The following is a 15,489-nucleotide window of genomic DNA, read 5'->3' on the forward strand; positions in this document are numbered from 1 at the left end:
CGCCCGCGGGCGCAGCCCTATCCAAGAATTCAATTTGCTAGCCGACTCCAGGCAGGAATCCCCATGATGGACGCGTTCGAACTCCCCAATACCCTGGCCCAGGCCCTTCAACGCCGTGCGCTGCAGACTCCGGATCGGGTGGCGCTGCGTTTTCTCGCCGAAGACAAGGAGCAGGGCGCGGTCCTCAGTTATCGGGATCTGGACCTGCGGGCCCGCACCATCGCCGCGGCCCTGCAGGCCGATGCGCGGCTGGGCGACCGTGCGGTGCTGTTGTTCCCCAGCGGCCCGGACTATGTCGCGGCGTTCTTCGGTTGCCTATACGCCGGGGTGATCGCGGTACCGGCCTATCCGCCGGAGTCGACCCGTCGTCATCACCAGGAACGCCTGCTGTCGATCATCGCCGATGCCGAGCCGCGCCTGGTATTGACCAGCGCCGACCTGCGCGAGCCATTGTTGCAGATGGACGAACTGTCGGCCGCCGGTGCGCCGCAACTGCTCTGTGTCGATACCCTCGACAGCGGGTTGGCCGCTGCCTGGCAGGAACCCGGGGTACAGCCGGATGACATCGCCTTCCTGCAATACACCTCCGGCTCCACCGCGTTGCCCAAGGGCGTGCAGGTCAGCCACGGCAACCTGGTCGCCAACGAATTGCTGATCCGCCACGGCTTCGGTATCGATCTCAATCCCGACGACGTGATCGTCAGCTGGTTGCCGCTGTACCACGACATGGGCCTGATCGGCGGCCTGCTGCAACCGATCTTCAGTGGCGTGCCTTGTGTGCTGATGTCGCCGGCGTATTTCCTCGGCCGCCCGTTGCGCTGGCTGGAGGCGATCAGCGAGTACGGCGGAACCATCAGCGGCGGGCCGGATTTCGCCTATCGGCTGTGCAGCGAGCGGGTCAGCGAAAGCGCCCTGGCCCGGCTCGACCTGAGCGGCTGGCGCGTGGCCTATTCCGGTTCCGAGCCGATCCGCTTCGACACCCTCGAACGTTTCGCCGAGAAGTTCGCGCCGTGCGGTTTCCGCGAGCAGAGCTATTTCGCGTCCTATGGCCTGGCGGAAGCCACCCTGTTCGTTGCCGGTGGCCAGCGTGGCCGGGGAATTGCGGCGTTGCGCCTGGATGAGGCGGCGCTCGCGCAGAACCGCGCGGAGCAGGGCGCGGGCAGTCCGATCATGAGTTGTGGCACCAGCCAGCCCGAGCACGCGGTGCGGGTGGTCGAGCCGAACACCTTGCAGGTACTCGGCGACAACCACGTCGGCGAGGTCTGGGCCGCCGGCCCGAGCATTGCCCAGGGTTACTGGCGCAACCCCGAGGCGTCGGCCAAGACCTTTGTCCGGCATGACGGCCGCACCTGGCTGCGCACCGGCGACCTGGGCTTCCTGCGCGAGGGTGAGCTGTACATCACCGGGCGCCTGAAAGACATGCTGATCGTGCGTGGGCACAACCTCTACCCCCAGGACATAGAGCAAACCGTCGAGCGCGAAGTGGAAGTGGTGCGCAAGGGCCGGGTTGCCGCCTTTGCCGTCACTCGCGACGGTCAGGAAGGCATCGGCATCGCCGCCGAGATCAGCCGCAGCGTGCAGAAGATCCTGCCTGCCGAAGCCCTGATCAAGGCCATCCGCCAGGCCGTGGCCGAGGCCTGCCAGGAAGCGCCCAGCGTGGTGGTGCTGCTCAATCCGGGGGCCTTGCCGAAGACCTCCAGCGGCAAGTTGCAACGTTCCGCCTGCCGCAACCGGCTGGCCGATGGCAGCCTCGACAGTTATGCGCTGTTCCCCGACCAGGCCACTGCCCAAGGCGAGGTGGCCGAGGCGGTTGTCGATGATCTGCAGGGCCTGATCGGACGGATCTGGTGCGAACAGTTGCAACTGCGGCAGATTGCCGGCGACGACCATTTCTTCCTGCTGGGCGGCAACTCGATCCTGGCGACCCAGGTGGTTGCCCGGTTGCGTGAAGAGCTGGGCATCGAATTGAACCTGCGGTTGTTGTTCGAGGCGCCGACCCTGGCCGCGTTCGCCACCCAGGTGGCGCTCCAGCAACAGGACGGCGGGCTGGCCCAGGGTGCTATCGCGCGTTTGTCGCGCCATGAAGATCTGCCGCAGTCCTTGGCCCAGAACCGCTTGTGGTTCCTCTGGCAACTGGATCCCGACAGCAGCGCCTACACGATTCCCGGTGCCTTGCGCCTGCGCGGCGAGCTGGACGAAGCGGCGCTGCGCAGCAGCTTCGAGCAACTGATCGAACGCCACGAATCCCTGCGCACGCGTTTCCACGAGCGCGATGGGCAGGCCCTGCAACGGGTCGAGGCCCATGTCGCGTTCGAACTTCAACTGATCGATCTCGGCGACCTGCCGGCGGAGCAGCGTGAGGCCCGCGCCCGGCAGATCCGCGAGGATGAAGCCCACACCCGGTTCGACCTGGAGAAGGGGCCGCTGCTGTGGGTGACCCTGGTGCGCCTGGACGACCAGGAACACCAGTTGCTGGTGACGATGCACCACATCATTGCCGATGGCTGGTCGCTGAATATCCTTATCGACGAATTCTCCCGGCTGTACGCGGCGGCTGCCCAGGGCCAGGTCGCCGAACTGGCGCCGTTGCCGTTGCAGTACGCCGACTACGGCAGCTGGCAGCGCCAGTGGCTGGCCCAGGGCGAAAGCCAGCGCCAGCTGGCGTACTGGAAAACGCACCTGGGCGCCGAGCAACCGACGCTCGATCTGGCTACCGATCATCCGCGTTCGGCACAGCAACGCCACAGCGCAGCGCGCCTGAACCTGCGCCTGGATGCCCCGCTCAGCCAGGCGGTGCGCGAGGCCGCCCAGGCCTGCGAGGCGACGCCGTTCATGCTGTTGCTGGCGACGTTCCAGAGCCTGCTGCACCGCTACAGCGGCCAGCGCGATATCCGCATCGGCGTACCGAGCGCCAACCGCCCGCGCCTGGAAACCCAGGGGCTGATCGGCTTCTTTATCAATACCCTGGTACTGCGTGCCGAGCTGGACCCGCGCCTGCCGTTCGCCGACCTGCTGGCACAAACCCGCCAGGCGACCCTGGAGGCCCAGGCCAACCAGGACCTGCCGTTCGAACAACTGCTCGAAGCCTTCCCCGAGGCTCGCGAGCAGGGCCTGTTCCAGGTCATGTTCAACCACCAGCAGCGCGACCTCGGTGCCTTGCGCCGCCTGCCGGGGCTGCTGGCCGACGAACTGCCCTGGCACAGCCGCGAGGCCAAGTTCGACCTGCAACTGCACAGCGAGGAAGATCGCAATGGCCGCCTGAGTCTGGCTTTCGACTACGCCGACGAATTGTTCGACGAGGCGACCATCGCGCGCCTAGCCGGGCATTTCGTCAGCCTGCTGCAGCAGGTCACGAGCCAGCCGCAACAGGCCATTGGCGACCTGTCGTTGCTGACCGCGGCTGAACAGCAACAGCAACGCCAGTGGAGCGTCGCGCCGTGTGCCGAAGCCCGCCAGTGGCTGCCCGAGCTCTTGAACCGGCAGGCGCTGCTGACCCCGGAACGCATTGCCCTGTTGTGGGAGGGCGGCAGCCTCGACTTTGCCGAGCTGCATGCCCAGGCCAATCGCCTGGCCCACTATCTGCGCGACAAGGGCGTCGGTCCGGATGTGCCGGTGGCGATTGCCGCCGAACGTTCACCACAGTTACTGGTCGGCTTGCTGGCGATCATCAAGGCCGGCGGTGCCTATGTGCCGCTGGATCCGGATTATCCTCGCGAACGCCTGGCCTATATGCTCGCCGACAGCGGTGTCGAATTGCTGCTGACCCAGAGCCATCTGCTCGACGACCTGCCGGTGAGCGCCGGCGTCAGCGCCGTGGCGATGGACCTGCTCAAGCTCGACAACTGGCCGAGCCAGGCCCCGGGCCTGCACCTGCATGGCGACAACCTGGCCTATGTGATCTACACCTCCGGTTCCACCGGCCAGCCCAAGGGCGTCGGCAATACCCACGCGGCCCTGGCCGAGCGGCTGCAATGGATGCAGGCGACTTACGCCCTCGACGCCAGCGACGTGCTGATGCAGAAGGCGCCGATCAGTTTCGACGTTTCGGTGTGGGAGTGTTTCTGGCCGCTGATCACCGGTTGCAAGTTGGTGCTCGCCGGTCCCGGCGAACACCGCGACCCGTATCGCATCGCGCAACTGGTGCAGGCCTTTGGCGTAACCACGCTGCACTTCGTGCCGCCGCTGCTGCAACTGTTTATCGATGAGCCACAGGTGGCGCAGTGTGCCAGTCTGCGACGGCTGTTCTGCGGTGGCGAGGCGTTGCCCGCCGAGCTGCGTAACCGGGTGCTGGAGCAATTGCCGCAGGTGCGGTTGCACAACCGCTACGGCCCGACCGAAACCGCGATCAACGTCACCCACTGGCATTGCCAGTTGGCCGATGGCGAGCGTTCGCCGATCGGCCGGCCCCTGGGCAACGTGCTATGTCGGGTCCTCGACGCCGACCTGAACCCGCTGCCCAGCGGCGTGCCGGGTGAATTGTGCATCGGTGGCATCGGTCTGGCCCGTGGTTACCTGGGACGTGCCGGGCTGACCGCCGAGCGTTTTGTCGCCGATCCGCTGGGGGCGGCGGGCGAACGCCTGTACCGCACCGGTGACCGTGTTCGCTGGGGTGCCGATGGTGTGCTGGAATACCTCGGTCGCCTGGACCAGCAGGTCAAGCTGCGTGGCTTCCGGGTCGAGCCGGAGGAAATCGAAGCGCGCCTGCTGGCCCTGGACGGTGTCGCCCAGGCGGTGGTGCTGGTGCGCCAGACCGCTGCCGGCGGGCAACTGATAGGCTACTACACCAGTCCCGAGGCGACGCAAACCGATGACGTCCAGGCTGCCCTGCTCAAGGCCGCCCTGGCGGCGCAGTTGCCGGAATACATGGTGCCGGCGCAACTGATGCGCCTGGACGCCATGCCCCTGAGCCCCAGCGGCAAGCTGGACCGCAAGGCCCTGCCCGAGCCGCAGTGGCAGGTGCGCGAGCATATCGAGCCGGGCACGGCGCTGGAGCAGCAGATTGCCGCGATCTGGCGTGAAGTGCTGGGCCAGCCACGCGTCGGCCTGGGCGATGATTTCTTTGCCCTCGGCGGCCATTCGCTGCTGGCGACCCAGATCATTTCCCGCACCCGCCAGGCCTGCGATGTCGAGCTGCCGTTGCGGGTGTTGTTCGAGGCCCCGGAACTGGGCGCGTTCGCCGAGCAGGTCCGCCTGATCCAGCTGTCCGGCCGGCGCAACCCGCAATCGGCGATCGGCACCGTCGACCGCAGCCAGTTGGTGCCGTTGTCCTATTCCCAGCAGCGCATGTGGTTCCTCTGGCAGATGGAGCCGGACAGTCCGGCCTATAACGTCGGCGGCATGGCGCGGTTTACCGGCGTGCTCGATGTGGCCTGTTTCGAGGCCGCATTGCAGGCGTTGATCCTGCGCCATGAAACCCTGCGCACGACCTTCCCGAGCATCGATGGCGTGGCCCACCAGCGGGTGGCCGCCGAGACCGGTATCCGCCTGGCCTGGAAGGATTTCTCGGCCCTTGATCGCGAGGCGCGCGAGCAACGTGTGCAACAACTGGCCGACAGCGAAGCGCACCTGCCGTTCGACCTGGAGAGCGGACCGTTGCTGCGGGCCTGCCTGGTCAAGGCCGGGGAGCAGGAGCATTACTTTGTCCTGACCCTGCACCACATCGTCACCGAAGGCTGGGCGATGGATATCTTCGCCCGCGAACTGAGTGCGCTCTACGAGGCGTTTATCGACGGGCGCGAGTCGCCGCTGCCGCCGTTGCCGGTGCAGTACCTCGACTACAGCGTCTGGCAGCGCCAGTGGCTGGAGTCCGGCGAGCGCCAGCGCCAGCTGGACTACTGGACCGCGCAACTGGGCAACGAACATCCGTTGCTCGAATTGCCGGGCGACCGCCCACGGCCCGCGGTACAGAGTCATCGTGGCGAGTTGTACCGCTTCGACCTCAGCGACGAGCTGGCGGCACGGGTCCGGGCGTTCAACGCGCAACATGGCCTGACCCTGTTCATGACCATGACCGCCGCGTTGTCCGTGCTGCTCTATCGCTACAGCGGCCAGACCGACCTGCGTATCGGCGCGCCGGTGGCCAACCGGATCCGGCCGGAAAGCGAGGGCCTGATCGGCGCCTTCCTCAATACCCAGGTGCTGCGCTGCCAGCTCGACGGGCAGATGTGTGTCGAGGCGTTGTTCGAGCAGGTACGCCACACCGTGATCGAAGGCCAGTCCCATCAGGACCTGCCGTTCGATCATCTGGTGGAAGCCCTGCAACCGCCTCGCAGCGCCGCCTACAACCCGCTGTTCCAAGTGATGTGCAACGTCCAGCGCTGGGAGTTCCAGCAGAGCCGCAGCCTGGGTGGGATGAAAGTCGAATACCTGGTCAACGATGCCCGGGCGACCAAGTTCGACCTCAACCTGGAAGTCACCGACCTCGACCACCGCCTGGGTTGCTGCCTGACCTACAGTACCGACCTGTTCGACGAACCGCGCATCGCGCGCATGGCCGGACACTGGCGCAACCTGCTGGAGGCCCTGATCGGCGACCAGCGGCAGCGCCTGAGCGAGTTGCCGTTGTTGCAGGCCGACGAACAGCAGGCGCTGTTTGCCAGCCTGGGGGCGGAAGACGGCGAACAGCGGCTCGACCAGTGCATCCACCGCCTGTTCAGCCAGCAGGCCGAAGCCCGGCCACAGGCGCCGGCACTGACCTTTGCCGGCCAGACCCTGAGCTATGCCGAACTCGATGCCCGGGCCAATCGCCTGGCCTGGCGCCTGCGCGAGCAGGGCGTGGGCCCGCAGGTGCGGGTCGGCCTGGCACTGGAGCGGTCGCTGGAAATGGTTATCGGCCTGCTGGCGATTCTCAAGGCCGGCGGCGCCTACGTGCCGCTGGACCCGGAATACCCGCTGGATCGCCTCAACTACATGATCGAAGACAGCGGCATCGGCTTGCTCCTGAGCAATGCCGCGTTGCTCGAGGCCCTGGGTCCGTTGCCGGCGGGTGTCGCGCAGTGGTGCCTGGAGCAGGACGGTCCGGCCCTGGCCGGGTACCCGTGCGACGAGCTGCCGTTTATCAGCCTGCCCCAGCACCAGGCGTACCTGATCTACACCTCCGGTTCCACCGGCAAGCCCAAGGGCGTGGTGGTCTCCCACGGTGAGATCGCCATGCATTGCCAGGCGGTGATCCGCCGCTTCGACATGCAGCCCGATGACTGCGAACTGCATTTCTATTCGATCAACTTCGACGCCGCCACCGAGCGTCTGCTGGTGCCGTTGCTGAGCGGCGCCCGGGTGGTGCTGCGGGCCCAGGGGCAGTGGGATGCCGAGGAAATCTGCCAGCTGATCCGTGAGCAGCAGGTCAATATCCTCGGTTTTACCCCGAGCTACGGCAGCCAGTTGGCCCAGTGGCTGGCGACCCAGGCGCAGACCTTGCCGGTACGCATGTGCATCACCGGCGGCGAAGCGCTGACCGGCGAGCACCTGCAACGGATTCGCGCGGCCTTCCAGCCGAACCTGTTCTTCAACGCCTATGGCCCGACCGAAACCGTGGTCATGCCACTGGCCAGCCTGGCACCCGAACAACTGGAAGAGGGCGCGGCCAGCGTCCCGATCGGCCGGGTGATCGGTGCCCGTGTGGCCTATATCCTCGATGCCGACCTGGCCTTGGTGCCGCAAGGCGCCACCGGCGAGTTGTATGTCGGCGGCGCCGGCCTGGCCCAGGGTTATCACCAGCGTCCGGGAATCACCGCCGAGCGTTTTGTCGCCGATCCGTTTGCCGGCGATGGCGCCCGCCTGTACCGCACCGGCGACCTGGTCCGCCAGGGCGCCGACGGCCTGGTGGAATACCTCGGGCGCATCGACCATCAGGTGAAGATCCGCGGTTTCCGCATCGAACTGGGGGAAATCGAAACCCGCCTGTTGGACCACCCGGCGATTCGCGAGGCCGTGGTCCTGGCGCTGGATGCCCCCGGTGGCAAGCAACTGGCCGCTTACCTGGTCAGCGATGTGGCGACCCGGGAGGAAGAGCGGCAGGTCGAACTGCGTGAAGCGCTCAAGGCACACCTGAAAAGCCAGTTGCCGGACTACATGGTGCCCACCCACCTGATCCTGCTGGCGAGCATGCCGCTGACCGCCAATGGCAAGCTCGACCGGCGTGCCTTGCCGGCGCCGGACCCGGAGCTCAACCGCCAGCACTATGTGGCGCCGAGCAACGAGCTGGAGCAAAGCCTGGCCGGGATCTGGTGTGAAGTACTGAACGTCGGCCAGGTCGGGCTCAACGATAATTTCTTCGAACTGGGGGGCGACTCGATCCTGTCGATCCAGGTGGTCAGCCGGGCCCGCCAGCTGGGTATTCACTTCAGCCCCCGCGACCTGTTCCAGCACCAGACCGTGCAGAGCCTGGCGGCGGTGGCAACCCGCAGCGAGCGGATCAGCGCCGAGCAAGGCCTGCTCAGCGGTGCCAGCAGCCTGACACCGATCCAGCACTGGTTCCTCGACAGCGAGATTCCCCAGCGCCAGCACTGGAACCAGGCGCTGGTCCTGGCACCGGTGCGGGCCCTCGAGCCCCACGCGCTGGAGCAGGCCCTGGCGGCACTGCTGGTCCATCACGACGCCTTGCGCCTGAGTTTTACCGGCGAAGCGGGCAACTGGCGAGCCGAATACCGGGCGCCGGACGTGACGCCGTTGCTGCAACAGGTGCGCATCGCGGCGATGACGCAGTGCCCGGCCCTGTTCAGCGAGACCCAGCGCAGCCTCGACCTGCAACAGGGGCCGTTGCTCCGGGCCTTGCTGGTGGACGGGCCGCAGGGCGAACAACGCCTGCTGCTGGCGATTCATCACCTGGTGGTGGACGGGGTGTCCTGGCGCATCCTGCTGGACGACCTGCAGACCGCCTACCGTCAACTGCTGGCCGGTCAGGCGCCGCAATTGCCGGCGAAGACCAGTTCCCTGCGTGACTGGGCGGACCGCCTGCAGGCCTATGCCGGCAGCGAGTCGCTGCGCGAAGAGCTGGCGGGCTGGCAGGCGCAACTGGCCGGACCGGACCTCGAACTGCCCTGCGAGCGTCCGCAGGGCGGGCGGCAGAATCGTCATGCCGAGACCCTCAGCGTCCGTCTCGATGCGTCCCGGACCCGTGCCTTGCTGCAACAGGCCCCGAGCGCCTACCGCACCCAGGTCAACGACCTGTTGCTGACCGCCCTGGCGCGGGTGGTCTGCCGCTGGACCGGGCAGCCGTCGGCGCTGGTGCAACTGGAAGGCCACGGCCGGGAAACCCTGTTTGACGAGATCGACCTGACCCGCACCGTCGGCTGGTTCACCAGCGCCTATCCGGTACGCCTGACCCCGCTGAATATCGAGGAAGCCGCGGGGCAGGGCGACTCGATCAAGGCCATCAAGGAGCAACTGCGCGGGGTGCCGCACAAGGGCCTGGGCCATGGCGTGCTGCGCTACCTGGCCGAACCGTCGCTGCGCGCGGCCATGGCGGCCCTGCCGGTGGCGCCGATCACCTTCAACTACCTCGGTCAGTTCGACCAGAGCTTCGGCGATGACGCGCTGTTCCGTCCGCTGGAAGAGTCGGCGGGCGAGGCCCATGCGGCCGAGGCGCCGTTGCCCAACGAGTTGAGCATCGACAGCCAGGTCTATGGCGGTGAGCTGGTATTGCGCTGGACCTTCAGTCGCGAGCGTTTCGACAGCAGCACCGTGGCCGAGCTGGCGGACGCCTACCTGGGCGAACTGAGCAGCCTGGTCGAGCATTGCCTGCGCGACGATGCCGGCGGCCTGACGCCCTCGGACTTCCCGCTGGCGCGCCTGACCCAGGGGCAACTCGATGCGCTGCCGGTGGCTGCCAGCCAGATCGAGGACGTCTATCCGCTGACCCCGATGCAGGAGGGCCTGTTGCTCCATACCCTGCTGGAGCCGGGCACCGGCCTGTACTACATGCAGGACCGCTACCGGATCAACAGCGAGCTCGATCCGCAGCGTTTCGCCCAGGCCTGGCAGGCGGTGATCGCTCGCCATGAAGCCTTGCGTGCGTCGTTCTGCTGGAACGTCGGCGAGGACATGCTGCAAGTTATCCACAAGCCGGGCAGCACGCCGATCGAATACCTGGACTGGAGCGCCGAGCCCGAGGACCAGCAGGAGCCCCGTCTGCAGAGCCTGCTCAAGAGCGAGCGCGAGGCCGGCTTCGATCTGCTGCGCGAGGCGCCCTTCCACCTGCGCCTGATCAAGGTCGGCGCGGCACGCTACTGGTTCATGATGAGCAACCACCACATCCTGATCGATGCCTGGTGCCGTTCGTTGCTGATGAACGATTTCTTCGAGATCTACACCGCCCTCGGCGAAGGGCGTGAAGCGCAACTGGCCGTGCCGCCGCGCTACCGCGACTATATCGGCTGGCTGCAACGGCAGGACCTGGCCGCGGCGAAGCAGTGGTGGAAACACAACCTGCAAGGCTTCGAACGCACCACCCATATCCCCAGCGACCGGCCGTTCCTGCGTGAGCATGCCGGGGAAAGCGGCGGCATGGTGGTGGGCGACCGCTACACCCGTCTCGATCCCCGTGACGGCGCGCGGCTGCGGGAACTGGCGCAGCAGCACCAGTTGACCGTCAACACCTTCGCCCAGGCGGCCTGGGCCCTGGTCCTGCGCCGTTTCAGCGGTGATCGCGATGTGTTGTTCGGGGTCACCGTGGCCGGTCGTCCGGTGGAGATGCCGCAGATGCAGCGTACCGTCGGGCTGTTCATCAACAGCATCGCGCTGCGGGTGAAACTGCCGGAAGACGGCGCCGGCTGCAGCGTGCGCAGTTGGCTCAGCGGCTTGCTCGAACGCAATATGGAGCTGCGCGAGTACGAGTATCTGCCGCTGGTGACGATCCAGGAAAACAGCGAACTGCCCAAGGGTCAGCCGCTGTTCGACAGCCTGTTCGTGTTCGAGAACGCCCCGGTGGAAGTCTCGGTGCTGGACCGGGCGCAGAGCCTCAATGCGACCTCGGATTCGGGCCGCACTCATACCAACTTCCCGCTGACCGCGGTCTGTTATCCGGGCGATGACCTGGGACTGCACCTGTCCTATGACCAGCGTTACTTCGAGGCGAGCAGCGTCGAGCGTCTGCTGGGCGAGTTCAAGCGCCTGCTGCTGGCGCTGGTGGAGGGTTTCCATGGCGACATGGATGAGTTGCCGCTGCTCGGCGCCGAAGAACGCGATTTCCTGCTCGAAGGCTGCAACCAGAGTGCCCGTGACTATCCGCTGGAACAGAGTTACGCGGCATTGTTCGAGGCACGGGTGGCCGCGCATCCGCAACGGATCGTCGCGACCTGCCTGGACCGGCAATACAGCTATGAGCAGTTGAACCAGTGCGGCAACCGCCTGGGCCATGCCCTGGTCGCGGCCGGTGTCGGTTTCGACCAGCCGGTGGCCCTGCTGGCCGAGCGCGGCCTCGACCTGCTGGCGATGATCGTCGGCAGCTTCAAGGCCGGCGCCGGCTACCTGCCGCTGGACCCTGGCTTGCCGGGCCAGCGCCTGGGCCGGATCATCGAGCTGAGCCGCACGCCCGTGCTGGTCTGCACTGCCGCGTGCCGTGCCCAGGCCACGGCGCTGCTTGACGAACTGAGCGGCGCGCGCCCGCAACTGCTGGTGTGGGAAGAGGTCCAGCAGGGTGCCTACCCGCTGTCCAACCCGGGAATCCAGAGTGCGCCGGACAACCTCGCGTACGTGATCTACACCTCCGGTTCCACCGGCCTGCCCAAGGGGGTGATAGTCGAGCAGCGCGGCATGCTCAACAACCAGTTGAGCAAGGTGCCGTACCTGACACTGGACGAAACCGATGTGATTGCCCAGACGGCCTCGCAGAGCTTCGATATTTCGGTCTGGCAGTTCCTCGCCGCACCGTTGTTCGGGGCCCGTGTGGATATCGTGCCGAATGCCATCGCCCATGACCCGCAAGGCTTACTGGCCCATGTCCGGCAGCAGCGGATCACGGTGCTGGAGAGCGTGCCGTCGCTGATCCAGGGCATGCTGGCCCAGGAACGGGTCAGCCTCGACGGCCTGCGCTGGATGCTGCCGACCGGCGAGGCGATGCCGCCGGAGCTGGCGCACCAGTGGCTGTTGCGTTATCCACAGGTCGGCCTGGTCAACGCCTATGGCCCGGCGGAATGTTCGGACGACGTGGCGTTCTTCCGCGTCGACCTGGCCTCGACCCGCGGCAGCTACCTGCCGATCGGCACGCCGACCGACAACAACCGTCTGTACCTGCTCGCGGGGGCCGATGAACTGGTGCCGCTGGGCGCGGTGGGTGAGTTGTGCGTGGCCGGTACCGGTGTCGGTCGTGGTTATGTCGGCGATCCGCTGCGCACGGCCCAGGTATTCGTGCCCAATCCGTTCGGCGCGGCGGGCGAGCGGCTGTATCGCACCGGCGACCTGGCGCGTCGGCGCAGCGACGGCGTGCTGGAGTACGTCGGCCGGATCGACCATCAGGTGAAGATTCGCGGTTACCGCATCGAACTGGGGGAAATCGAAGCCCGCCTGCACGAGCAGCCGGAAGTCCGCGAGGCGGCGGTCAGCGTCCAGGAAGGCGTCAACGGCAAGCATCTGGTGGGCTATCTGGTGGCGGCCGACGCCGCTTTGAATCCGGGTGAAGGCCTGGATCGGATCAAGCAGCGACTGCGGGCGGCATTGCCGGAGTACATGGTGCCGTTGCACTGGCTGTGGCTGGAGCGCCTGCCGCTCAACGCCAACGGCAAGCTCGACCGCAAGGCGTTGCCGGACCTGGAGATCGGCCAGTTGCACGGCCAGGACTATCTGGCGCCGCGCAACGAGCTGGAACACACCCTTGCCGCGATCTGGGCTGAGGTGCTGAAGGTCGAGCGGGTCGGGGTGCTGGACAACTTCTTCGAACTGGGCGGCCATTCGTTGCTGGCGACGCAGATTGCTTCACGGGTGCAGAAGACCCTGCAACGCAATGTGCCGCTGCGGGCGATGTTCGAATGCAGCACGGTGGAGGAACTGGCCGGCTATATCGACGGGCTGGCGGCCAATGAGATCAACGAGGAGAAAGTCGATCGCCTGAGCGACCTGATGGCGGAGCTGGAAGACTTGTAGAAGGGCCGATGATCGTTCCCACGCTCCGCGTGGGAATGCAGCCCGTGGCGCTCCGCGTCACAGATCCAAAGCGGACGCAGAGCGTCCAGTGAGGCATTCCCACGCAGGAGCGTGGGAACGATCAAACGCGCCTTGTCACTTCTCCTTGTAGGACCACTTTATGCTGTCGGTGGGGATGCCCAATGCCTTGAGCTTCTCCTCGACCGAGCCCAGGCAGGCGCCGCCATCGGGTTTGTAATGGCCCGAGGCGTCGTTCACCATGGCGATGACATCCACCACACCATCGATATCCGCTCGTCTCTCGACCCTGAATTCGCCCGCGCAGATCACCGGCCTGCCGTTCCCCAACTGGCTGTGGCGGACATAGCCGGCACTGTCGTCGTGATTCCAGAGCCGGTAGATGATCGACCCCTCCGGGGTGAATACCCAGGTGTAGCTGTTGTTGTCGTCATTGGGCCTGAGGGCTTCGCAGTCGCGGGTTTTCAGGATCTCGCCGATCAGCCGGCCATTGTTCATGCCGATCAATTGCCCGACGCCGTCGATGCTGGACGGGTCGTAGTTGCGCCAGGCTTTCAGGTCGCCGATATAGGGCATCAGCGTCACCGGGTAGGTCTGGCCGTTGAAGTCTATGTGCCGGTTGTAGCGGATATCCCGCCAGTTGCACCAGGAAATCGTACTGCCCCAGGAAATATGGGCGGAACGGTAGGGCGGCGAAACCCAGCGATTGATGCTGCGCAGCGAGTCGTTCAGGTAGCGGTCGTTGGCTTTCAGCAGGATCGATTCCAGCTTCCACTGGTCGTTGCCCCCCGATTCGGCTCTCGACTCCTGGTAGAACAGGATCGTATGCACATCGCGCATCGGGATCCTGGGCTTGCCGAACATCGCCTGGATATCGATATCGACGGTGACCGAGTCGCCCGCGCAGGGCGCGTCGAACAGGCGCACGGCTTTGTCGAGGGAGGTCAGGGTCATCATGATCTTGTCCGAAGTGCCGCCCCAGAAGACGTTGGCGATAGTGACGGTGACCGACAGCTTGCTGATGTAGCCCAATGGCTTGGGTTGAAAGACCACGTCGGTGGCGCGGCGCTGGCGGATAGGGTGGATCCGCCAGTACAGGCGTTCGGCACGCAGCGTGTCATATTCCACCAGCCCGATCCGCCCGTTTTCGAACTCGAGTACCTTTCCTGACAGGGGCTGGATCAGGTAACCGTCGGTGCTCATGTACCAGTTCTGATGGGCATCCGCCGGATCGGGAGCTGCGAGGTGGATGTTGCCGGCTCTGGCGGTCAGGGCCAGCCCGCTGGCGAGATCGATCAGTTTTTCCTGTTCGTATCGCCAGGCGCCTTCCAGCTCCCGGGGATCCTCCAGCGATACCAGTTGCAGGCGCGAGGCGTTGAGTAACAGCCTGGAGCCCTCGTGCTTGCCGCTGCCGAGGTAGAAGGGCTGCTCGGGCAGCAACTGCGCCAGCTGATTGTCGTGGGTGAAAGGCGAAACGATGTAGGGCTTGAAAAACCATTCCTGGCGTTCTGCCAGGGACGCGGAGTACTCGGCCAGTTCCACGGTCCGTTCGCCGGTCTGCGTCCAGGCCAGGTCATTGCTGAACGAGCGGATGCTGCCCTGGCGGTCGATGTTCCACTGGTCATGGCCCGCTTCGTCGCTTTCCACCAGGCGCAGCGACGGAGTCCCGGCATGGTCCGGCACCGCCGACAGGCGTCGATTGCCCCGGCCGGTAAAGATGGCGCCGATATTGTCGACGACCCAGATCTGCTGGCTGCTGGCGGCGAGGGGTTCCAGGGTCGCCGTCGGGCTGGCGTCGCCCCAGGCCAGGGCGGCATCGCTGCGGGTATTGATGATCCAGAAGTACTGGTGGGTATCTTCCGCGGTTTCCTGCAGGATCGAGCGGCCCCGGGTGTGGCGGCCGTGTTGTCCATCCAGGAAGACCAGCCACTCGGTATTCTCGATGTGCAGGGAAACCAGCTTCTGGTCGCCCAGTTTCAGCAGCTTCTGGCCCAGCAGTTCGCGCGTCGGACCGTAGGCCAGCAGATGCAGCTCGCCGGGATTCTCGAGATTGTTGAGTGGCCAGTAGTCGATACAGCCCTGGCTGATGACGATGAGGGGGCCATTGGACTCCATGCTCGGCACCTGGCCGGCCTCTGCCCAGATGGGTTCCAGATGATCGGCGAACGACGGGGCGCGGGAGCGTGGGATATGGCGTATCTGCGCCAGGTAAATATTGAGCGACATGGCTCTCCTTGAGCGTTGCGACTGAGTGAAGTCACAGCTTAGGGAGTGCGCCGTTGCCTGTCGTTTGTGCCTTGCCGACAGTCATGGCCGGACAATGGACAGGCAATGCGTGGGAGAGACCGACCGCGAGGCGGCCTGCTGGCGATCGCTCCCACCTGGGCAGGGGAG

Annotated in this window: 2 protein-coding genes; one reads left to right on the forward strand and one right to left on the reverse strand. The window is 66.0% G+C overall.

What is annotated here, in order from left to right; all coding sequences use genetic code 11:
• Window positions 1–63 precede the first annotated feature (63 nt).
• Window positions 64–13,077, forward strand: coding sequence for a non-ribosomal peptide synthetase (locus tag ACL9RJ_RS20950; RefSeq protein ID WP_422765622.1), 13,014 nt, complete (start codon window positions 64–66; stop codon window positions 13,075–13,077).
• A gap of 135 nt (window positions 13,078–13,212) precedes the next feature.
• Here ACL9RJ_RS20950 and ACL9RJ_RS20955 read toward each other — a convergent pair whose 3' ends face one another.
• The gene (locus ACL9RJ_RS20955; protein ID WP_422765623.1) at window positions 13,213–15,321 is read right to left on the reverse strand and encodes a hypothetical protein; all 2,109 of its coding nucleotides are present in this window, start codon (window positions 15,319–15,321) and stop codon (window positions 13,213–13,215) included.
• Window positions 15,322–15,489 lie beyond the last annotated feature (168 nt).

It is taken from the genome of Pseudomonas sp. Mn2068, assembly GCF_049319725.1.
GTDB lineage: Bacteria > Pseudomonadota > Gammaproteobacteria > Pseudomonadales > Pseudomonadaceae > Aquipseudomonas > Aquipseudomonas gingeri.

Coding starts and splice junctions, on each gene's coding strand:
- ACL9RJ_RS20950 (WP_422765622.1), top strand. CDS start 64: ATGATGGACGCGTTCGAACTCCCCAATACCCTGGCCCAGGCCCTTCAA.
- ACL9RJ_RS20955 (WP_422765623.1), bottom strand. CDS start 15,321: ATGTCGCTCAATATTTACCTGGCGCAGATACGCCATATCCCACGCTCC.